The sequence below is a fragment of the Streptomyces sp. NPDC007875 genome, assembly GCF_042868035.1.
In the GTDB taxonomy this organism is placed as follows: domain Bacteria; phylum Actinomycetota; class Actinomycetes; order Streptomycetales; family Streptomycetaceae; genus Streptomyces; species Streptomyces antimycoticus.
Genome location: NZ_JBIADZ010000033.1, coordinates 19,834 through 39,219, shown reverse-complemented (window position 1 = coordinate 39,219; position 19,386 = coordinate 19,834). Strand labels below are relative to the sequence as shown.

Here is a 19,386-nt window from a genome sequence, read left to right as displayed (position 1 = left end):
CAGCGGATCGCATGCAGCGGGAGGTTCATGGTGAGCGTGGCTTGCGACCTGTCGGGCCGGGTCGCGGTAGTGACCGGCGGCACCCGGGGGGTGGGTGCGGGGATCGCGCGGGCCTTCCTCGAAGCGGGCGCCGAGGTCGTGGTCTGCGCGCGCAGAGCCCCGGACGCGACGGTGGAGGCGGATGGCCGCACGGCCCGATTCCTCCCCGTCGACCTGCGCGATCCGGAAGCCGTGAGGCAACTCCTCGCCCGGGTGGCCGCCGATCACGGACGGCTGGACAGCCTCGTCAACAACGCCGGGGGCACGCCGTTCCGGACACTCGGCAACGGCGGGCCCGAGCGGCACGCTCGGGTGATCGAGCTGAACCTGCTCGCCCCGCTGACCGCTTCCCTCGCCGCGTACGAGGTGATGAGCCGTCAGACGGCAGGTGGTTCGATCACCATGATCGGCAGTGTCAGCGGCACCCGCCCCTCCCCGGGCACCGCCGCCTACGGCGCCGCCAAAGCGGGACTGGAGAGCCTCGCCCGCTCCATGGCCGTGGAGTGGGCACCGGCGATACGGATCAACACGCTCGTCCTCGGCATGGTCCGCACCGAACTCTCCTCTCTGCACTACGGAGACGACGCGGCCGTCGCCGCCGTCGCCCGCACCGTGCCGCTCGGACGCCTCGCGGAGCCCTCCGATGTCGGCGACGCCTGCGTCTTCCTCGCTTCCGACCGCGCCGCGTACATCTCCGGCGCGAGCCTGCTCGTCCACGGCGGCGGGGAACGCCCCGCCTTCCTCGACGCCGCCACTGCCAACAAGGAGGCCCCAAGATGACCGGAATCTGCTCCGGACGCGTCGCCGCCGTCACTGGGGGCGGCCGCGGACTGGGCCGGGCACACGCGCTCGCCCTCGCCGCCGAGGGAGCGAAGGTGGTGGTCAACGATCTCGGTGTGGGACTGGACGGTGCCGCGGAGGCGGACGGTCCGGCCCAGCGGGTCGTGGACGAGATCAGGGCGCTGGGCGGCGAGGCGGTCGCACATGGCGGCGACATCGCGACCACCGACGGCGCCGCCTCGCTGATCACGACCGCGCTGGAGGCATTCGGGCGGTTCGACACCCTGGTCAACAACGCCGGGTTTCTCCGCGACCGGATGCTCGTCAATCTGGAGGAGGACGACTGGGATGCCGTCATGCGGGTCCACCTCAAGGGCCACTTCCTGCCGCTCAAACACGCCGCCGCACACTGGCGCGCCGAGGCGAAGGGCGGTCATACGCCCCAGGCGCGGGTCGTCAACACCAGCTCGGGCGCCGGCCTGCTCGGCAGTGTCGGTCAGGGCAACTACTCCGCCGCGAAAGCCGGAATCATCGGCCTCACGCTCGTCGCCGCCGCCGAGATGGGCCGGTACGGCGTCCAGATCAACGCCATCGCCCCGGCCGCGCGCACCCGCATGACCGAGCACACCTTCGCCGAGACGATGGCGGCGCCGGGCGAGGGCGGATTCGACGCGATGGCCCCGGAGAACGTCTCCCCGCTGGTCGTCTGGCTGGGCTCAGCCGCCTCCACAGGGGTCACCGGACGCGTCTTCGAGGTGGAGGGCGGCCGGATCACCGTCATGGAGGGCTGGCGGCCCGGACCGACCGCCGACAAAGGGGCCCGATGGAGTCCGGCGGAGGCGGGCGAGGCGGCGCTGGGACTGCTCGCCGCCTCGGAAGTCCCACAGCCGGTCTATGGCACCCGATGAGCGGCCCGCGGCCGGGCCCGGCGCATGGGTGGGAGTTCACTGCCTATCACTTGTTTCGATCGCCTGATCGCACGTGACCTCCGGGATGCCGGACGAAAGCGGAACCGACGTCGTCATCCGGGAAGCCGTCCGCCGGGCCGGGCCGGGCTGGATGGCGGTGAGGTCGACGCGGTGGTCATGGGAATGGCCGCGCAGGCGGGGGCCGGTCCCAATCCCGCCGGCCTGGCGGCAACTCGCGCGGGCATCTCGCTGGGGGCGGGCCACCACCGTGAGCACGCTCGATCTCTCGGGACTGCAGGCCATCTCGCTCGCGGCGGTACTGCTCAGCACGGGCCAGTGCGGCGTCGTGGTGGCGAGCGGAATGGAGTCGTCGAGCGCCGCGCCGCGATTGCTCCCGCGTTCACGAAGCGGGGGACCGCTTGCCGTCGTGGCGGTGACCGAGCCACGGGCGCTGAGTCCGCCGCCGCTGCCTCGTGGGGAGCGGAGGACGTCCGCGGAGGAGTCGCGTCGACCGACAACACCGGGGGGCCGTCACCGCTCATGCGGTTCGTCAGCTTGGTCTTCCAGCGGTCGGCGACACAAGACAGGAGAATCGGATGCGGGACTTCGACGGCCGACCTGGTACGTCCGTGATCGCTGGTGCCACTGGCGGCATCGGAGCCGCCATCACCCGCATGCTGGCCGGGCGCGGCAGCCATGTGGCGCTGACATACCGGAAGAACGCCGAGGCCGGGGCCGCCCTGATCGCGGAGGCCGAGGCGACGGGCGTCCGAGCGGGCGCCTGGCCGCTGGACCTGTCGGACGCCGACGCGACGGCGCGCTTTGTGGACGAGGCCGCGGACCGTTTCGACGGCATCCACACGCTCGTCTACGCGGCTGGTCCGCATGTGCCCATGGTGCATCTGAGCCGGGTGACGCCGGACCGCTTCCGGCAGCAGATCGAGGCGGACGCGATCGGCTTCTTCAACCTGGTGCAGCCCGCCCTGCCGCGGCTGCGCGAGACCAGGGGCGGAATCGTCGCGGTCACCACGGCCGCCACCCGTCGATTCCCGGTCCGGGACGGCCTTTCCGCCGGGCCGAAGGGGGCCGTCGAAGCGCTGGTACGGGGATTCGCGGCGGAGGAGGGCCGGTTCGGGGTGCGTGCCAACTGCGTGGGCCCCGGAATGCTGCTCGACGGGATGGCCGCCCGGTTGATCGGATCGGGCGACCTGGACGAACGGGCCCTGGAGGTCACCCGCGGCAACATCCCCTTGCGGCGGTTCGGATCCGCGAACGACATCGCCGAGGCTGTGTGCTTCCTGGCCTCCGACCGAGCCGGTTTCATCTCCGGTCAGATGCTCGACGTCGACGGAGGCTACGGCGTGTGAGACGGCGCGTCCAGGCGGGGGCACCGGGCCTGGAGCGGCGGCTACAACGCGCTATGAATTTCACCGCGGGCCATCGCGGTGGCCGCTTCATCGCCGGGGGCACCACACTGGCTCGCCTCGGGGCCGCGCGCGAACTGGCCGGCGAAGCCTCGGGAATGGATCGCCATCATGGACTGGTGGTTGGCTGGAACCTCGGCCAGGACGGTCAGCCATACGTACCCGTAGTCGTGCGAGTAGCGGGTGAGATGGCCGATGGGGATGGTCGCCCGGCTGACACCGCGGTCGCCGTCGCAGCCGGCGATGAAGTCGCAACTGATCGTCCGTGTCGTGCCGGCGCGGTCCCGGTAGCGCACGAGGGGGCGTTCGTCGCCGGAAATGCTCTCCAACGAGACGTCGTCGGCGTCGAAGCGGAGGTCTCCGCCGTCGCTGACGAACACATCGATGAGGTTGCGAACGAGACCTGCTGGGGCAGAAGCGTCCGTCGCCGGTCGCCGGCCAGGTACCTGTAGGGGCGCGTCTCGCCGTCGACCCGGAAGTTCAACCCCGGCTCGAAGGGGACGCCGTCGAGCACCTTGTCCGCAAGTCCCCACTGCCTGAACATGCGTGCCGCGCGGTTGTCGATGACGCCGGCCCGCTGCCGCTGCTGGACGTACTGACGGCTGCGCTTTTCCAGGACGACGCAGTCGATCCCGCTGCGCAGCAGGAAGTTGCCGAAGGCGGGCCCGGCGGCTCCCGATCCCACCATCACCACCGTGGTGTTTTCGTCCACTACGGACATTGCTGTACCCCTTCATTTTCGAGCGAGTGCGCCACGGAGCCGTTCCCCGGCATGCACGGGCCGCCGCCAACGTGCGCCGGCAATTCCGCAACACTGTGGCCCAGGGCTTCCTCACAGGCAGGACACGGTGTCGACGTACGTGGCCGGTACCGGCGCAGAGCAGCTGTGTTCCGGCACTTCCCCACCAAGCAGGACCTGATTGAGGCCACGCCGTGCGCTACCTCGAGAAGCTGACCGACGAGGCCCGTCGGCTCGCCCTCATCTCACCACCGCGGTCACGCCGCGCTCGGCACCGTTCGCGTGCACGGGCCCCTGGGTCAGGTCAGGGACGGGGTGTTGGCGGTCAGTGTGTCCCAGTCCAGCAGGAGCTCGCCCACGAGCGGATGAATCGGCGTCTTCGTGCCTACCGTGCGAGCGGCGACGCGGTGATCGCCGCACCACTGGGCGACCCGCTCACTTCGTTTCCCCACCCTCGGCGCGGGGAGCTGCGGACGGTCGGCACACGGGAGGGGCCGCCCGATAGCCGGCCAGCACCAGGGGCGTGGCGGGCTGTCCAGGGCGGGCCGGCCCCGGGAGGGCGTGACCGTACGACGGGGCCAGGGCTCCACGCTGCGCATCACCGCCGTGTCCGCCGTGCACTGCCAGCTCCTCGCCCGCTGCCCGCTGCTCGACGGTACCCAGGGCGCCCTGACCGTCCCGGCACAGCGCAAGGCCCGCCGCGAGTACGAGAACCGCATCAACGCCCTCGTGGCAGACGTCCGGCGCTGAGCAGTCAGCGCCGGCCCACCAGAATCACCCCGTGGCGGGCTGGCGCATCTGGGCCATGCCCCGCTTCAGATGCAGATGACGATCTTTCCGCGTGTGCGGCCGCGCTCGGCGTGCGCGTGGGCGTCGGCGATTCGCTCCAGGGGGTAGGTCTGTTCGATACGGGGTGTGTAGCGGCCTTGTCGGCCCAGTTCCGCGGCCGCGGACAGGAGGGTCGCGTCGTTCTCCGCGTTGACCACATGCGTGCCCAGGCGCTGCCCGCCTGCGTGGTCGGCGACCGTCGCGACGCGCGTCGGGTCGCCTGTGATCGCGACGAGGTCGTCCAGGGAGCCGGAGGCCGCGGTGTCGAGCGCGATGTCGACGCCGTGCGGAGCGAGAGCGGAGAGGCGCTGTGCGAGGCCGGGGCCGTAGGTGGTGGGAACGGCGCCGAGCGAGGTGAGGAATTCGTGGTTGCGTTCGCTGGCTGTTCCGATCACGGTGGCACCTTGTGCCACCGCGATCTCGGCTGCCGCGCTCCCCACGCCTCCGGCGGCGCCTTCGACGAGGAGGGTGCGTCCCGCGAGGGAGCCGAGCGCGTTCAGTCCACGCATCGCGGTCACGGACGCGAGACCGGCACCCGCGGCCTGCTCATCGTTCCACGTGGCGGGGGCGTGGGCCCAGGCCGAGAGGATGACCAGCTCTGCGGTCGCGCCGGTGACACCGCCCAGCCCGAAGACACGGTCCCCGATGCTCACGCGCTGCACTCCGTCACCGATTTCGTCGACCACGCCGACGGCGTCACGCCCGGGAATGGCGGGCAGCTCCACCGGAAGGAACTGGTGCAGGGCGCCGGCGCGCAGCTTCCAGTCGATGGGATTGACACTGGCCGCCGCGACGCGGACACGGATCTCGCCAGGTCCGGGGTGGGGGTCGGGAGCCTGCTCGATCACCAGGCTCTCCACGCCGCCGTATTCGTGGAAGCGGGCTGCACGCATAATGTCCTGCCTTACCTTTATGGGGCGAAATAAGCTGTTCATTCGACGCCCGTTACTCTAAAACCTGACGTTGACGTGAGGTGCAAATCGGTAAGCCGGGACTGCCGCCCGGCCGGAGGAGGACGGGGCCTGTTCCTGGAGATCCGTGAACGCGGCTACCTCGGGAGCCGCCAGGTCGTCCGCAAACACCTCGCCGTCCTGCGCGCGGGCACCGCCGAACCGGTCCGGCCCGACATCCTTAGCCCGCGCAAGATCACCTCATGGATCATGCGTCCGCGTGACACGCTCACCGACAGCAAGGAGGAGCGGCTGCTTCAGATCCGGCTCGCCTGCCCGGACATCACCCAGGCCTGCGACCTTGCCCGCGCGTTCGCCGATCTGGTGCGGCACCAGCGCGGATACCTGCTCCGGGAGTGGATCCGCCAAGCTGAGCAGGATGCTCCGAAGCCGATGAGCGGATTCGCCGGCTTCCTCCGCCGGGACCTCGACGCCGTCACCGGCCTCACCTGGCCGTGGAGTTCCGGAGTTGTCGAAGGACATGTAAACCGGGTGAAAACGCTCAAGCGAGCCATGTATGGCCGTGCCTCGTTCGAACTTCTCCGAGCCCGGATCCTCACCCAGCCATGACCTTCACGGAACTGCGGCCAGTGATCAGTCGTGCGGCGATTCGCGGCGGCCGAGCGACGACCTCCGATGGAGGCGACCAATGCGTCTGCCACGATCGCCGCATCTGCCTCCGCGACATCTGCTGGGTATTCCGGCAGCAGATCGTCCCAGACGGGCATCCATGATCCGTGCAGCTGGGTCTGTCCCTCGGGCCGGGCGAAGAACCAGATGTGCAGGTGTGCGCCTCCATCTCCGATGCGGTAGACGTGGGCTCGCGAAATGTGTGGCAGGGCCTGCACGTGGCGGACGATGTGAGTGGACAGGACCCCCAGCTCGGCTGCCAGCTCATCGGGCAGGTCAGCCATGTCATAGTGCTCACGCGGATGCAGCATGAGCACCAGCGGCACACCAACTCCTGTGATCCGGGTGAGCCGCCAACTGTCGTTGAACCAGATCCCATCGCCTCGGTCACGGCACGCCTCGCAGTTCGACGGGTCCTCACCGCGTCGCGGAGGCTCGGGCAGAACTGGAGGGCGCAGCGGCGCGACGCGCAATCCGTCCGGTTCGAACGGGCTGATATGCCACCCTGTCATGCGCGCGAGCGGGAGCCGACGCTCACCATCCGCAGCGGCAAGCGCGTGGTCGTAGAACTCGTCAGGTCGTAAGGCCATGGCCCGAAGATTAGTTCGACATCGACAACCAGTGAAGATCGGGGTGACCTGGCTCCTCCCTGGTGGGGGGGGCAGACCACGACCCTGGTTGTGGATTACCTGCAGATTCACGAAATCGCGGCCAGAGCCAATTTCAGAGATCCCCATCACGGTCGGCGTGCTGGTGTGCCATGGCGAGGGCAGTCGCCCGGCCGAGCAGGTAGGGGCTGGTTCCGGTGAAGCGGGCGTGCCGCCAGGAGCCTTCGTGACGGGGGCCGGGGATACGGCACTCGGAGACGAAGGCCGCCGTCTCGGCCGCCGATGCCTTCTCCTTTCGGTCTCGACATCCAGTGACGGCCGACGGATGAGCCGGTCCATGAGGAAGTCGGTGATCGCAACCACGTCGTCCGAGGTGACGTCGACGGCGTAACGCAGGGGCTCGGTGGCCATCATGCGGCGGGTTTCCCTCCGGGTCTCCGGCGCCGGGACGACAGGGCGTCATGTCCCGTTCTGGCGTCGGATAAGGAGTTATCCGACAGGAGGAAGACACCTGGTTCTTCTTCGAGATCGATGCCGAGGGCTGGGTCACTCGGCAGGTCGAGCTGCGCAGGCCTGAACAGACCCCGCTCGCGGCGGCATCCCTGCGCGAATGGCAGCGGGCACGGGACGCCGGAACCCTGGCCGACTACGAGAAGGAGTATGGACTCACCGCGGAGCTGCCTGTTTCGGAGTGGGAAGGCCACGACCCGGAGCAGCTGACCCAGGAGGAGTTCGACGAAGTCTGGGACGATGCCCGACAGGGCATCGCAACCCGGCTTCGTTGATCCAACGGCCATCTGAGGCCCCTGCCGTCATCCCGATATGACCTCAACCCTTCCCCGCACCGTCCGTCCGGCCGGCACCCGTTCGGCCCAGTGTCGTTGGTGGTGATGTTGACCATCGGGTGAGGTTGTCCATTATCAGTCCGAGGGTGAACTCGAACCGGTCGTGTCCGGTGCCGGAGGTCAGCTCAGCGGCATAGCGTCGGGTCTGCGGAAACGTGTCGGCCGGCAGTGCGGTGAACCGGCGGATCAGCTCCTCGCGGCCAAGGACCCATTCCTGGTCGGGGTGTCTGCGCCGCTGCTGGACCAGCGACTGCTCCAAGGCGTAGGCGCTGACGTAGAGGGACAGAGCATCGAGCACCCAGGCGGCGTTCTGCGGTTCGATTCCGCCCGCGAGCAGGATCGCCAAGAGCCCTTCCTTGACCCGCAACGTGGAGAGGTTGGTCGGGACAACGCCCAGCGCGGCCCGGGAGACTCCGGGGTATTTCAGGTACTGGTCGCGGATCTGCCTGTACACGTCGAGGATCTGCTTGCGCCACTTGGCCGGGTCCGGTTCGGGCAGCACGACCTCGGAGCAGAGCCGGCCGACGAGCAGATCGTCGATGTCCTCTTTGCTGACGATGTGCGCGTACAGCGACGACGGCCCGGTGCCGAGTACCGCGGCGACTCGACGGATGGTCAGTGCGTCGTAGCCCTCGGTGGCCACGACTTGCAGAGCGGCGTCGGTGATCCGGTCGACCGTGATGGGCTTCTTGCGTGGTGGCGCCACTGAGGGCTCCCCAGCGGGCTGGGCGTGACGAGCTGCTCGGCGTTGCCGGGGATCGGAGGGCATGCCGATCACTATAGCTTGACACGATCTAAGTTCTCTAAGTAGATCTTAGATCGTGCACGCAGAACTAAGTTCGTCACTGCGTGGTTCGCGTACCCCCTGCTCAGGTCCTGAGCAGGGTTCGGAAAGTCTGTTCAGGAGGTGCGTGATGCGAGTTTCCGTGGTCGGAGCCGGTCTGGGAGGTCTGTGCCTGGCACAGGGTCTGCGGGGTGTCGGGATCGAGGCCGACGTGTACGAGCGGGACCCGGCGATCACCGCGCGGTTCCAGGGCTACCGGCTCGTGCTGAGCCCGATGGGGTTCGAGGCGCTGCGCGGCTGTCTGCCGCTGCGCTGGCACCCGCTGCTGGACGCGATCGTCGGTGACGCCTATGCCGAGCAGCTGATCCTGGACCCGCAGCTGAACCAGATCGGCGAGCTCGGCCCCGGTAGGACCGGGATCGTGATCGACCGGCAAGTGCTGCGGCACCTGCTGGTGACCGGACTCACCGTGCGCACCGGGGCCGCGCTGACTGGCTACGACGTGCTGGACGACGGCAAGGTCGAAGCCCGGTTCGCGCACGGCGACCCGACCACCGCCGACCTGCTCGTCGGGGCGGACGGGGTCGGCTCCGCCGTCCGCGCGGTGCTCTCGCCGCAGACCACCGCGACCGACACCGGCACCCGGTTCGTCATCGGCCGTACGCCGCTGACCGAGCGCTTTGCCACCCTGGAACCGGCCTTCGGCTCGAAGATCGCCGGGGACGAGGTGAGCCTGATGCTCGGAGCGATGCGTTTCCGTACCCCGCCGAAGCAGGCAGCCGAGGAACTGGCACCCGAGGTGACCCTCCCCGATATCCGCGACTACGTGCGCTGGGTCATGCTCCTGCCACCGAACGGCTCGCTCGGCGCCCCAACCGCGCAGGAGGCCGTGCTGTCCAGGATGGAGGGCTGGCATCCGGACCTGCAGGCGCTTATCGAGCAGGCCGACCCGGACAACAGCACCCTGCTGTCCATCCGGGTGGTCGAGCCCCGCGAGCGCTGGGCGCCCGGTCCGGTCACGCTGCTTGGAGACGCCATCCACGCCACCTCCCCGACCGGCGGCAACGGTGCGAACACCGCCCTGCGCGATGCCGACCTGCTGCGCCGCTGCCTGATCGAGGCCGTCGAGCGCCGCCAAGACCTCCTCGGCGCGGTCGGCGACTACGAGCGGCAGATGTTCGAGTACGGGGGCGAGGCGGTGCGCCACAGCCTCGCCGCGCTACCCGCCTTCGTCCCGAACCCGGAATGACCCGAGCCGGCATAGGTTCAGAACCTCCCAGCCACGCCCTCAAGGCCGAACGGTGCGTTTCCGGCGTGTTCCGGCTGGTCTCCCTGTACGTGGTCGCCAACCGGGTTCTCCTGACCGGCCGCCCTGTCGTCAAACGAATGGCGACAGGCGTGGCGGGCGCCCAACGGCCGCTGATGTTCCGGGGCCTGACGGTGCGGCGCAGGTCCAATCAGATCCGTTGGAAACTGATGACAGGGTTTGCTGACAGCCAGGGTCGAATGCGGCCACCACGGGGAACGGCATGGCCAACCTGGTCTACAAGCGGGTGTCGACCGACCAGCAGTCGACCGACCGCCAGAACCTTGTCCTGGCCGAGGCCGGGATCGATGTGCACGGTGTCGCCCGGCCGCGCGTACGTCAGCAGTTCGCCGAACTTCGGGCGTTCCAGCGGGTGGAGGCGGCTGGAGGTGCCGGCCTGCTCCTCTGAAGACGACCGGGTCCTCAAGGTCGCCGACTTCCTCCGCACCGCCGACCGGGGACCCGCCGGGCGCGCCACGCTCGATCAGGGCGTGACCGTACGGCGCGGCCAGGGCTACACCCTGCGCGTCGTCGCCGTCCCGGCGATCCACCGCCGACTCCTCGACCTCGGCCAGCCCCTCGACGGTGGCCAGTGCGCCCCGGCGGTCCCGGCCCAACGCAAGGCCCGCCACGAGTACGCGAACCGCGTCAGCACCCTCGCGGGCGACACCCCGTAACGAGCCGTCCGGGTTCAAAGATCAACAACTGGCGGCTTCTGGGCTCACCTCGGAACCGGCGCGAATCGCATCTGATGCGAACTGGCGCCCTCTTGCGCTGCGTTGACCGAGCGGGCACAGGGAGCCGCTGATCAGCGGAGAGACGGCCCACAGCATGCCTGCCGAGACGGTAGCCGACGGCCGGGCCTGTGTCGTTCCACTTCACTCGATCGGATGGCTGACCTGCCGTTCCTCTCCGGGCTTCGCATCCGATGCGAGATTCTCGCGCTAGATGCGATCTACGGAGCGTGACGAATTTGGCAGGCGGGAACGGGGCGGCGCCAGGGACCGCGCGGCTGCATCTGGCCGACGGGGTACCGCTGTTGCGGCCGGAGGAGCAGGTCTTCGAGGCGATGCTGGACGGCTGGCGCAGGGGCGAGTTGCAGGCGTTCTTGGACCACGCCGACGACGAGGTGAGCCGTGTCCGCGGACGCGGCCGCAAGGGTTGGCTACCCGCCTTCCGTGACGCGATGCTGTTCAAGACCGCGTACGCCTTCGGGCTGCGGCGCAACGAGACGCGGATGCCGGATCTCGCCGACTTCGGCCGCAACCCCGAGGGGACGGAGTTCGGCGAGTACGGCGTCTGTTACGTCCGCCACGGCCAGGCGAAGAAGGGGTCACCGCCCAAGCGCCGCAGCGTGCTGACCGTGTGGGATTGGTCGGCCGAGATCCTTGACCAGTGGGTCAGCGAGGTGAGACCCGCCATGCGCAACGCGGACGGGCCCGCCCTGTGGCCGTCCGAACGCGGCCGACGGGTCGGCTTGCAACGGCTGGACTCTCGCTTCGCCACCTACCGCGACGACCTTGGGCTGGACCCGGTCCTGGACTTCCACTCGCTGTGACGGCTGGGATCCGCTGTTCGTCCAGCAGCAGGCCGGCCACGACCACGCGTCCACCACCTCCATCTACACCTGCGTGTCCTCCGACTTCCGCACCCGCACCCTGCGGCGGGCCCGGACGCCACCATCGAGGCCGCGCTGAAGCTCGCGAGGAGGGCCCGATGAAACGCCAGGTCAGTTACCAGTGGCGGCTGCGCGAGCGGATGGCCGCCGCGGGGATGTTCACCACCAGCGAGCTCGCCCCGCCGCTCGCCGAGCGCGGCATCAACCTCTCGCTCTCCCAGGTTCACCGCCTGGTCACCGGCACCCCCGAGCGGCTGTCGCTGCCAGTACTGGCCGCGCTCTGCGACATCTTCGAGTGCACCCCGACCGACCTGATCGCCACCAAGGCGGAGAACACCGCCGTCCGCAAGGTCGCCACCGGCGACGCGGTGGTCGACCTGTCGGCGGTCCGTCCCAAGCGCGCCCGCATCCGGCCCGAAGGATGAGCCGCACCCGCGTCCGCGCCGAGGACCTGTTCTGCGCTCGCTGCCACCGGGCCGTCCGCCTCGGGACGGCCCACTGGCCCGAGGACTACCTCTGCGCTGCCTGCTACGACCACGGGCTGGAGACCTATGGGATCTGCGTCATCTGCGGCGCTGAGCGGTTGACGCCTGGCCTGGCACCGGACGGCGGCAAGCTCTGCGCCGACTGCGCCGACTGCGCCGACTGCGCCGGCGGCCTCGGCGACTTCACCTGCGAACAGTGCGGACGAGAAGCAAGGCGCTACTGGCGAGGAATATGCGGCCAATGCGTGCTGGCTGAACGCCTCCACGAACTCCTCGACAGCGGCACCGGCTCCATCCGCGCCCCTGGACGTGCCAGGTGGCGAGGACGCACGGGGGCGATCCGCCACCTCGTCCTCCAAGCCCCCGCACCCGTCGTCGCCCGCATGCTCGGCTACCACGACGACACCACCGCCGAACTCGCAGCCGAAGCCGGAGGAACCCGGCGGCACTACGCACCCGGCGACCACTCACGGTGAACACAAGCCCTCACCGGCTCAGGAATACGCGACTCCTGATTACCCGAGGTCGCCAGTTCGGTACCCCGAGGGCGCCACATACGGCTTCAGCCAGCGGCTCCCTGTCGACTGGCTCCGAGAGCACCTCGCCGCGGAAGCGGGGCACTACCTGTTCCCCACACTCGTGCACCGGCTCCGCCACCGTCCTGAAGTGTCGCCGCAGTGGAGGTGTCAGCTGTTGCCGACCGTCAGCACCGGCGAACAGATCTGGGGTCTGCTCGACGTCCTGCCCGACACGTTCGACAAGATCCCGGAGACCTTGGACGCGGCCTCCAAGAAGGACACGTCAGCCGCATAGAGCACGCCGAGACCCAGCGCGAGTGGGCGGAACGGATGGCTGCCGATGCAGGTCTGCGCTGCTTTCCAATCCCCGGTCGATGGCGTCGGCGTGTTCCCTCAGCCAGTCGATCTCACAGTGCAGCCAGGACCCGGGACCGGTGACGCGTCCGGCACGGTCATGCATGTCGCGCTCGGCCTCGACCCGGGCGACGATGCGCCCTCCGAAGCCCCGCCGGTGCTCGTCCTGGAGGCCGTACACGTCGAGGAAAGTACGCAGGAGGGCCAGCTGGTGATCGAGAGGGCCGGCGATGTCGGCGCCGGGCAGCCACAGCCAGGCGGCGTAGGCGAGGTCACGCGTGCGGGGGCCGGGGGCGGCCTGGTCGAAGTCGAAGGCGGAGACAGGAAGGCCGTCGACGAAGGCGACGTTGAGCGGGGAGAAATCGTTGTGGCACACCGTCTCCTCGCCACCGGCGATCGGCGTGCCAGCGGCCGCGTCGTGCAGTCGGCGCAGCAACTGCGCCGCGGCGGTGATCTGGGCGGCCGCCAGTCACGGGCCCGGAAGGCGGTCGCGGCTTCACCGTGCTGGAAGCTGAGGATCTCGCGGCCCTTGGCATCGGTTCCGAGCAGCCTCGGTGCGACGTCGGAGCCGATGTCCTCCAGATGCCGGAGTAAGCCGGTGCACGAACGGCGAGTGTGGCCCGACCGGTCGCCGCACCGTGTCCCCGACCCGGACGACTCCCTCCGTGATCCGGCCCCCGGTCAACGGAATCTCCAGTTCCAGCTCCTGTTCCATGCGCGTCAGCATAGGACGCCCGTCGATCTCACGGTCGGCTGTCCGTCGTTGCGCCCTGCGCGGGCCCTTCGTCAGACCGCCGCCGGCCAGGGTGGTGGAACGGAAGCTGTAGCGGTCCGGGCGCGTCGGGGTTCGCGGCGTCCGACTGCACCGCCGGGTCCGCGACCAGGAAGGCCGAGATTCCGAGCCGAACACGATCGGGGAACGCTACCTGCTCCTGGAAGAGCTGGGATTCGAGCGGGCACGGTATGGGCGGTCTTGACGGCCTGTGAGCCGATGACGCATGCGGTCTACGTGTGCATCTACCCCGAGATCAACTTCGGCGGGCAGCCGTAGGTGAAGCGGGCCGTCGACGACAGCGTGAAGGACCTGCCCTCGGCCACCCGTGATCGTGGCAGCCCGGTGCGGATCAACTCCGGTCGTACCGCACGCGTCTACGAGAAGCGCAACTACTCCGGCCGGTGGGTGTGCGTTTCAGGTGTCGCGCCAGTTCGGGGTGGATGCGCGGGTGAAGCAGCTGTGCCGGCGTCTGGAGACCAAGGCACCCCGGTAGTTCGCCCGCGAGGTTCCATGGGATGGTCGCGTGGGCGTGGGCGAGGTGACGGGCAGGCTAGGGAAATCCGGTGGCAGTCGTGGGCTGTATGCCGTTAGCGTCGCGTAGTGATCTACGAGAATCCACTTGCCTACCTACTCGGCCTTGAGGGGCAGGCCCTCTTACGTTCGTTCACCGGGGAGTTCGACCGCGAGTTCGTCGAGGCGCGCGTCACCGAGATCCGCAAGCTCCTCGACGATGAGTCCCTGGCGAACGCGGCGGTGGAAGTGGCTCGGGTGGGCACGGTCGAGGGGTACCGGATCTGGTCCGCCACGTATGACAGCCCCAACTCGGCATTCACCTTCGACGAGCCCGTCATTGAAGAGATCGTCGCTGGGCTGCCGACGGGTGTCGCTCTGGATGCCGCGTGCGGTACCGGTCGGCTTTCTGCGCTGCTGGCCGAGTACGGTCACCGGATCGTCGGCGTGGACAGTTCGCCCGACATGCTCGCACGGGCAGTCGAGCGGGTGCCGGGCGGCGACTTCCGCGAGGGCGATCTGCACACGCTTCCCGTGGACGACGAGGCCGTGGATCTGGCCGTCTGCTCCCTGGCTCTGACGCATGTGCCCGACCTGAAGCCGGTGATGGCGGAGTTCGCCAGGGTCCTGCGCCCCGGCGGGCACCTGCTGATCGCCGACATTCATCCCGAGTGGGTGGCGCGGGGTTCGATCCCTTCCGTGCGTCTGCCGGGCGGGCAGCCCGGACGGCTGGAGAGCTACCGTCACTCGACCGGGGACTACCTGCGTGCCGCCCTGGCGGCGGGGCTGCAGGCGCGGCGGTGTGAGGAACCCGTAGCACCGGACAACGGGCAGTCGCAGCATCTGCCAGGGCAGCCCTTGACGGAACTGGGGCCGTGGGAAGTCTGGCCGTGGTGTCTGATGGACATGGTGCCCGAGGCGGCGGCAGCGGCGAACGCCAGAGTGCCAGTGGAGATCATCTGGCAGTTCCAGCTGGTCAAGCCCTGAGACCGCGCTCACTGAGAAGCCCTCGTAGAATGATCTTCGTGTAGCACGGTGGAGGGGCAGGTGACCTCGTTCCTCAGGAGTGAGGATGGCTCAGCCGAAGCCGTGGGAGATCAGCCGCTCGCCACCCGTGACGGGCACCTGAGTCAACGTCGCCCCCGTGCCTCCTCCTCAGCGAACCGGCGTGAGGGCCAGGATCGCCATGTCGTCATGTCGCTGGCCCCCGGTCCAGTCCGTGACATCGGCAACGAGTGTGTCCACCACCTCCGACGCGGTGCGGAAATCCCGGTCGGCCAGCCTCGTACGGGGTTCGTAGTATGCCCCGTACCGGTCGCGCGCCTCGGTGACACCGTCGGTCACCAGCAGCAGGTAGTCCCCCTGGTGGAAGGGGAAGGTGTCACAGCCGGACACGCCGACGGCCTCCGGCATCCCCAGCCCCAGGGGAAGCCCCGGAGTCGATGGCTCCAGCGGCGTCACCCGGCCCCCGCGGATGAGATACGGCGGCGGATGACCGCGGTGGTGCAGCCGCACCCGCCCCTCCTCCTCGCTGACCTCGACCAGTACGGCGGTGGCGAACCGCTCCAGGGCGTCCGGCTGGTCACCGACGTCGGCCGCGAACCGGGCCAGGGCCCGCTCCATGTACTCCGCGAGCTCCCGCAACGTCGCCGCTTGCTCCGCCGCCTCACGGAAGGCGCTGGTCGCCACGGCCATGGTGGACACGGCGGGCAGCCCCTTGCCCCGCACGTCCCCGATCAGCACCCGCACCCCGAACGGCGAATTGCGCACCGCGTAGAAGTCCCCGCCGATCAGCGCCTCCGCGTACGCACACTCGTAGCGAGTGGCCACTGACACCGCCCCCACCCGCGCGGGCGGCGGTGGCAGGACCGCCCGCTGCGCCACCTCGGCCACGGCCCGCACCGCCGCGAAGCGCTGCCCCTGACGCTGGACCACCCACTTCAGCCACAGCGCGATCGCGCTGATCACCGCCACGTCCAGCAGGTTCACCACGAGCGCCGTCAGCGGGCGGTTCACCAGCACGTCCACACACACCGCCAGCACACATGCGCCGGCCGCCGTGATCGCCGCGCCCCGGAACGTCAGCACCATGCAGGCCGCGAGCGGGGCGGCGGACAGCAGGGGCAACCCGGCGTACGGCACCGGCCCGAAGACATCCAACATCACGCCGCCGATCAGCAGCAGCAACGGGACCATGACGAGCAGCCCGGCCCAGCCGCGGCGCACCTTCTCCACTGACCCGCCCACCACGCCCCGGCGCGCACCGGCTCCTCGGTCACCGGCCCTCACCTCGTCCGCCATCCGCGCTCTCCCGCTCCGTGTCCGGCCTACGGCGGTGAGAGAGTGCTCTCCGCCCATACCGCCATACCCGACGGCACGGCCGGAGTGCGGCCCCGCGCCGCATGACCCCCGAACGGTGGCAGGCGGAGGCGATCGACCTGCTCAAGCGGTACCTGGACCAGTCCGCGGGGAGCCTCCTCGCGGATGGCCCTGGCCCAGCAGAGACGCATGCCGCTCGGCCGGGACGGGATTCTGGCCGCCGGGCCGGATTGGGCGAGCTGCCAGTGCGGTACCAGGCGGTCTGCGCCTCCACGAGGTCGAGGGGGAAGCCGTGCCGGCTCATACCTCGCATGAGAGCGTTTGTTCGAATTTCAGGGCACCCAGGACGTCCGAGGAGTGTGCGGCAGAAGTTCGGGGCGGGAGGGCTCCGGTTGATATGCCTGCGGGCTCGAGGGCAGCTGGAGCCCTGGTACCGAGTGTCCCCCTTTGGGGTGACAGCATCGAGGGGCCTGACGAGACCCGCACTCGACGGGTCTTCCTTGACGCATTCACGTTCAGGAGCCGCCGAGTTCCTTGCGCCACGAGTCGAAGTCGATCTCTTGGGACCCGAACTCCTCCAGCCAGTCCACGAACCGGGCGCCGTACTTCCTGCCGCCCGACCCCAGGATTTCGTCCGCTTCCGCTTCGGTGGGCGGGGACAGGCCGAACGTCTCCTTCAGCCAAGCCACGTACGCCTCGTGCCCAGGGGAGTGCTCCTCATCGGGGTCCGCCTCGCGCTCCTCGTCCCAAGAGGTGAACGACTCGTCGTCGATCGCAAGCAGCCGGAACAGGTTCCGCAAGCCCTCGATGATGTCACTGGCCCAGCTGAGCCCTTCCGCCGCGGTGCCGTGACCGTCGGCCCAGGCCAGGCGGGGCGGCAAAGCCCTTATCCACGAACGCTCGGGAGCCCCAGTCCAGCGGCTGGCAGACCTCGCCGCGGTGGCAGGCGTCCCGCAGGACCGCCAGACCGGTCTGGATACCCTTCCGGGCTGTCGCTCAGCTGGCCAGCTGAAGCGCTCAGTCACAGCTGCGGCGTCATTGTTGCTTGTGGGTGTCGATCTGGTTGCAGCGGTCGTCCGTGACGGTCTGTGGGAGTTGGTCGCTCCGTTGCTGCCGTCGTTCAACTCCCACCCGCAGAGCGCCGGGACCGCTCCGTGTGACGAGCGGGCCGGGGTGTTCACGGCGGCCGTGTATGTGCTGACCAGGGCTCTGGCTCAGGTTGTGGGGCGTGCACACTGAGAATCCTTCGCGAATCCGATGACCGTGCAGTGATTCGCGGGGCGGCCCGGGGAGCTTGAGAGGTGCAGGGGCGCCGCCATCACGTTGCTGACCCGCATCGCCCGGGGCACAAAGGGCGCAGCCCAGAGGGTTAGTACTCCAGCAGGATTTCGCTGTCTGGCCTGGTCTTTTCTTCGGGTGGCGGGAGTGTAGCGGGACTTCGCACGATCGAGGGGCGGTCTCCGTGAGACCGCCCCTCAATAGTGTGACGACGCTGCAGGTAGTGACAGCGGCGGGGCAGCCTCCGAGGGTGATCACCGAGTCTGCCGCCGCGCAGTGGGACCTCGAACTGGACGATCTCTTCCTGACCATCGGGCACCGCTTCGGCCGAGTCGAGCTCCGCCGCCGCATGCGGGACTACGTGCGTGGCCTGCTCGCCCCGGTGGCCCGCAAGAACAGCTGACAGCTGGCCGAGCAAGCCGGACACTCCACCCCTGACGGCCTGCAGCACCTCCTCGCCGGATCGAAGTGGGAACCCGATGACATCCGCGACGACCTGCAGGAATACGTCGCCGGCAAGCTCGGCGAGGCTGGCGGCGTCCTGATTATCGACGACACCGGGTTCATCAAGAAGGGCAAACACCTCCGCCGGGGTCCAGCGCCAGTACTCGGGAACCGCTGGCCGGACCGAGAACTGCCAGATCGGAGTCTTCGCCGCCTCCGCCTACGCCTCCGCCTACGCCTCCGCCTACGCCTCCGCCTCCGCCTCCGCCTACGCCTCCGCCTCCGCCTACGCCTCCGCCTACGCCTCCGCCTCCGCCTGCGGCCGGGCGCTGGTCGACCGCGAGCTCTACCTCCCGAAGTCCTGGACTGAGGACCGGGAACGCTGCCGCACCGCAAGGGTCCCCGACGAGCGGGAGTTCGCCACCAAAGGCGAACTGGCCCGGCACATGGTGCTGCGGGCCCTGGCCTCGCCGCTGCCCATTACCTGGGTCACTGCGGATTCCGCCTACGGCCAGGACAACCGGTTCCGCCGGCTGCTGGAGCAGTCGGGTGTCGGCTACGTACTTGCCGTCCCCAAGTCTCAGTTCAGCGTGGGCTGTTCACGGATCGAGGGCCTGTTCGCGCAGGCCCCGGACGAGGCATGGGAGAAGATCTCCTGCGGCGACGGCGCGAAGGGGCCCCGCGTCTACCACTGGGCAGCGGTGCGGCTGCCGGCCGTCGCCGAATTCGACTATCAAGGCGGGGTCCCTCACCGGATGCGGTGGGCACTGGCCCGGCGCAGCATCAGCAAGCCCGACGAGATTGCCTACTACCTCGCCTACGCGCCCCTTCAGGTCACCGTCCAGGAGCTGGTGCGGGTCGCCGGGGCGCGCTGGGCGATCGAGGAGTGTTTCCAGGCCGCGAAGAACGAGTGCGGCCTGGATCAGTACGAGGTCCGCCGCTACGTGGGCTGGTATCGGCACATCACTCTGGCCATGCTCGCTCACGCTTTCCTGGCCGCTACGGCACACCAGCCCTGGGGAAAGGGGGCGGAACAGGTGAGACACCCGGGGCCATCGGGCTCACAGTGGCGGAGGTCCGGCGACTCCTGGCAGCTTGTCGTGCCCGGCCCCCGCACCTGAGCGGACACCGCGGACGACACCACGCGCTGAGCTGGTCGAACTGGCGCCGCCGACGACAAGCAGTCGCCCGCCGCTGTCACTACCTGCAGCGTTGTCGCACGATCGAGGGGCGGTCTCCGTGAG

General features: G+C 69.3%; 20 protein-coding genes and 4 pseudogenes. 16 read left to right on the top strand and 8 right to left on the bottom strand.

Annotated elements, in window-relative coordinates; translation table 11 throughout:
- The first annotated feature begins 27 nt into the window (after positions 1–27).
- The 3 genes from ACFYOY_RS41605 (at position 28) to ACFYOY_RS41595 (ending at position 3,094) form a co-directional block, all read left to right on the top strand.
- Positions 28–819: an SDR family oxidoreductase gene (locus ACFYOY_RS41605; protein WP_388592953.1), complete on the top strand. Its 792-nt coding sequence runs from the start codon at positions 28–30 to the stop codon at positions 817–819.
- Positions 816–1,727 (top strand): SDR family oxidoreductase, encoded by a 912-nt coding sequence (locus tag ACFYOY_RS41600; protein WP_351901600.1) that lies wholly within the window; start codon positions 816–818, stop codon positions 1,725–1,727. The genes ACFYOY_RS41605 and ACFYOY_RS41600 overlap by 4 nt, the downstream gene beginning before the upstream one ends.
- Before the next feature lie 596 nt (positions 1,728–2,323).
- Complete coding sequence (locus ACFYOY_RS41595) at positions 2,324–3,094, top strand: SDR family oxidoreductase (RefSeq protein WP_351901598.1); 771 nt, start codon at positions 2,324–2,326, stop codon at positions 3,092–3,094.
- A 41-nt stretch (positions 3,095–3,135) separates the two neighbouring features.
- Here the strand turns inward: ACFYOY_RS41595 and ACFYOY_RS41590 are convergent, their stop codons facing one another.
- From ACFYOY_RS41590 to ACFYOY_RS41580, 3 genes and pseudogenes are all read right to left on the bottom strand, one after another.
- Positions 3,136–3,531 (bottom strand): FAD-dependent monooxygenase, encoded by a 396-nt coding sequence (locus tag ACFYOY_RS41590; RefSeq protein ID WP_351901596.1) that lies wholly within the window; start codon positions 3,529–3,531, stop codon positions 3,136–3,138.
- Positions 3,532–3,617: 86 nt separating this feature from the next.
- Positions 3,618–3,839 (bottom strand): annotated as a pseudogene (locus tag ACFYOY_RS41585) (FAD-dependent monooxygenase); the annotation flags it as partial.
- Positions 3,840–4,204: 365 nt separating this feature from the next.
- A pseudogene (locus tag ACFYOY_RS41580) lies at positions 4,205–4,333 on the bottom strand (transcriptional regulator); the annotation flags it as partial.
- 118 nt (positions 4,334–4,451) lie between these two features.
- Here ACFYOY_RS41580 and ACFYOY_RS41575 point away from each other — a divergent pair.
- The gene (locus ACFYOY_RS41575; RefSeq protein WP_351901594.1) at positions 4,452–4,640 is read left to right on the top strand and encodes a hypothetical protein; all 189 of its coding nucleotides are present in this window, start codon (positions 4,452–4,454) and stop codon (positions 4,638–4,640) included.
- Between the two features lie 65 nt (positions 4,641–4,705).
- Here the strand turns inward: ACFYOY_RS41575 and ACFYOY_RS41570 are convergent, their stop codons facing one another.
- Complete coding sequence (locus ACFYOY_RS41570; protein WP_351901592.1) at positions 4,706–5,611, bottom strand: NADP-dependent oxidoreductase; 906 nt, start codon at positions 5,609–5,611, stop codon at positions 4,706–4,708.
- 75 nt (positions 5,612–5,686) lie between these two features.
- Between ACFYOY_RS41570 and ACFYOY_RS41565 the strand changes: the two genes are divergently transcribed.
- From ACFYOY_RS41565 to ACFYOY_RS41555, 3 genes are all read left to right on the top strand, one after another.
- The gene (locus tag ACFYOY_RS41565) at positions 5,687–6,238 is read left to right on the top strand and encodes a transposase (RefSeq protein WP_388592949.1); all 552 of its coding nucleotides are present in this window, start codon (positions 5,687–5,689) and stop codon (positions 6,236–6,238) included.
- A 167-nt stretch (positions 6,239–6,405) separates the two neighbouring features.
- A complete protein-coding gene (locus ACFYOY_RS41560; protein ID WP_388592946.1) occupies positions 6,406–6,882 on the top strand; it encodes a hypothetical protein in 477 nt (158 codons plus the stop codon).
- 515 nt (positions 6,883–7,397) lie between these two features.
- Complete coding sequence (locus tag ACFYOY_RS41555) at positions 7,398–7,691, top strand: hypothetical protein (protein ID WP_388593036.1); 294 nt, start codon at positions 7,398–7,400, stop codon at positions 7,689–7,691.
- A gap of 43 nt (positions 7,692–7,734) precedes the next feature.
- Here the strand turns inward: ACFYOY_RS41555 and ACFYOY_RS41550 are convergent, their stop codons facing one another.
- Positions 7,735–8,520 carry a TetR/AcrR family transcriptional regulator gene (locus ACFYOY_RS41550; RefSeq protein ID WP_351901588.1) on the bottom strand — a complete coding sequence of 262 codons (786 nt, stop codon included), beginning with the start codon at positions 8,518–8,520 and terminating at the stop codon, positions 7,735–7,737.
- A 145-nt stretch (positions 8,521–8,665) separates the two neighbouring features.
- Here ACFYOY_RS41550 and ACFYOY_RS41545 point away from each other — a divergent pair, with 145 nt between their 5' ends.
- From ACFYOY_RS41545 to ACFYOY_RS41515, 7 genes and pseudogenes are all read left to right on the top strand, one after another.
- The gene (locus ACFYOY_RS41545) at positions 8,666–9,784 is read left to right on the top strand and encodes an NAD(P)/FAD-dependent oxidoreductase (protein ID WP_351901587.1); all 1,119 of its coding nucleotides are present in this window, start codon (positions 8,666–8,668) and stop codon (positions 9,782–9,784) included.
- 280 nt (positions 9,785–10,064) lie between these two features.
- The gene (locus ACFYOY_RS41540) at positions 10,065–10,250 is read left to right on the top strand and encodes a hypothetical protein (RefSeq protein ID WP_388592943.1); all 186 of its coding nucleotides are present in this window, start codon (positions 10,065–10,067) and stop codon (positions 10,248–10,250) included.
- Complete coding sequence (locus tag ACFYOY_RS41535; RefSeq protein WP_351901586.1) at positions 10,231–10,518, top strand: hypothetical protein; 288 nt, start codon at positions 10,231–10,233, stop codon at positions 10,516–10,518. Before ACFYOY_RS41540 ends, ACFYOY_RS41535 begins: the two co-directional genes overlap by 20 nt.
- A gap of 287 nt (positions 10,519–10,805) precedes the next feature.
- Positions 10,806–11,399 (top strand): hypothetical protein, encoded by a 594-nt coding sequence (locus ACFYOY_RS41530; protein ID WP_388592940.1) that lies wholly within the window; start codon positions 10,806–10,808, stop codon positions 11,397–11,399.
- Between the two features lie 158 nt (positions 11,400–11,557).
- Positions 11,558–11,884: a helix-turn-helix transcriptional regulator gene (locus ACFYOY_RS41525; RefSeq protein ID WP_351901582.1), complete on the top strand. Its 327-nt coding sequence runs from the start codon at positions 11,558–11,560 to the stop codon at positions 11,882–11,884.
- Positions 11,881–12,420, top strand: a complete 540-nt coding sequence (locus ACFYOY_RS41520; protein WP_351901730.1) for a hypothetical protein — start codon at positions 11,881–11,883, stop codon at positions 12,418–12,420. Before ACFYOY_RS41525 ends, ACFYOY_RS41520 begins: the two co-directional genes overlap by 4 nt.
- A 67-nt stretch (positions 12,421–12,487) precedes the next feature.
- Positions 12,488–12,810: pseudogene (locus ACFYOY_RS41515) on the top strand (hypothetical protein); the annotation flags it as partial.
- Here the strand turns inward: ACFYOY_RS41515 and ACFYOY_RS41510 are convergent.
- A complete protein-coding gene (locus tag ACFYOY_RS41510) occupies positions 12,746–13,270 on the bottom strand; it encodes a phosphotransferase (protein ID WP_351901712.1) in 525 nt (174 codons plus the stop codon). The pseudogene ACFYOY_RS41515 and the gene ACFYOY_RS41510 sit on opposite strands and share 65 nt — an antisense overlap.
- Before the next feature lie 921 nt (positions 13,271–14,191).
- Between ACFYOY_RS41510 and ACFYOY_RS41505 the strand changes: the two genes are divergently transcribed.
- Positions 14,192–15,088 carry a class I SAM-dependent methyltransferase gene (locus ACFYOY_RS41505; protein ID WP_388592936.1) on the top strand — a complete coding sequence of 299 codons (897 nt, stop codon included), beginning with the start codon at positions 14,192–14,194 and terminating at the stop codon, positions 15,086–15,088.
- A gap of 168 nt (positions 15,089–15,256) precedes the next feature.
- On the opposite strand, the gene ACFYOY_RS41500 is transcribed toward ACFYOY_RS41505, so the two are convergent.
- Positions 15,257–16,402, bottom strand: a complete 1,146-nt coding sequence (locus tag ACFYOY_RS41500; RefSeq protein WP_351901578.1) for a PP2C family protein-serine/threonine phosphatase — start codon at positions 16,400–16,402, stop codon at positions 15,257–15,259.
- A gap of 533 nt (positions 16,403–16,935) precedes the next feature.
- Entirely contained in the window at positions 16,936–17,301 is a 366-nt protein-coding gene (locus ACFYOY_RS41495) for a hypothetical protein (protein WP_351901576.1), read from the bottom strand.
- A 650-nt stretch (positions 17,302–17,951) separates the two neighbouring features.
- Between ACFYOY_RS41495 and ACFYOY_RS41490 the strand changes: the two are divergent.
- Positions 17,952–19,263 (top strand): annotated as a pseudogene (locus ACFYOY_RS41490) (IS701 family transposase).
- Positions 19,264–19,386: the final 123 nt, after the last annotated feature.

Excerpts from the sequence above, each read along its gene's own strand:
- ACFYOY_RS41520 (WP_351901730.1), top strand. The coding sequence starts at position 11,881 with ATGAGCCGCACCCGCGTCCGCGCCGAGGACCTGTTCTGCGCTCGCTGC.
- ACFYOY_RS41545 (WP_351901587.1), top strand. The coding sequence starts at position 8,666 with ATGCGAGTTTCCGTGGTCGGAGCCGGTCTGGGAGGTCTGTGCCTGGCA.
- ACFYOY_RS41525 (WP_351901582.1), top strand. The coding sequence starts at position 11,558 with ATGAAACGCCAGGTCAGTTACCAGTGGCGGCTGCGCGAGCGGATGGCC.
- ACFYOY_RS41600 (WP_351901600.1), top strand. The coding sequence starts at position 816 with ATGACCGGAATCTGCTCCGGACGCGTCGCCGCCGTCACTGGGGGCGGC.
- ACFYOY_RS41500 (WP_351901578.1), bottom strand. The coding sequence starts at position 16,402 with ATGGCGGACGAGGTGAGGGCCGGTGACCGAGGAGCCGGTGCGCGCCGG.
- ACFYOY_RS41595 (WP_351901598.1), top strand. The coding sequence starts at position 2,324 with ATGCGGGACTTCGACGGCCGACCTGGTACGTCCGTGATCGCTGGTGCC.
- ACFYOY_RS41550 (WP_351901588.1), bottom strand. The coding sequence starts at position 8,520 with ATGCCCTCCGATCCCCGGCAACGCCGAGCAGCTCGTCACGCCCAGCCC.
- ACFYOY_RS41570 (WP_351901592.1), bottom strand. The coding sequence starts at position 5,611 with ATGCGTGCAGCCCGCTTCCACGAATACGGCGGCGTGGAGAGCCTGGTG.
- ACFYOY_RS41540 (WP_388592943.1), top strand. The coding sequence starts at position 10,065 with ATGGCCAACCTGGTCTACAAGCGGGTGTCGACCGACCAGCAGTCGACC.
- ACFYOY_RS41605 (WP_388592953.1), top strand. The coding sequence starts at position 28 with ATGGTGAGCGTGGCTTGCGACCTGTCGGGCCGGGTCGCGGTAGTGACC.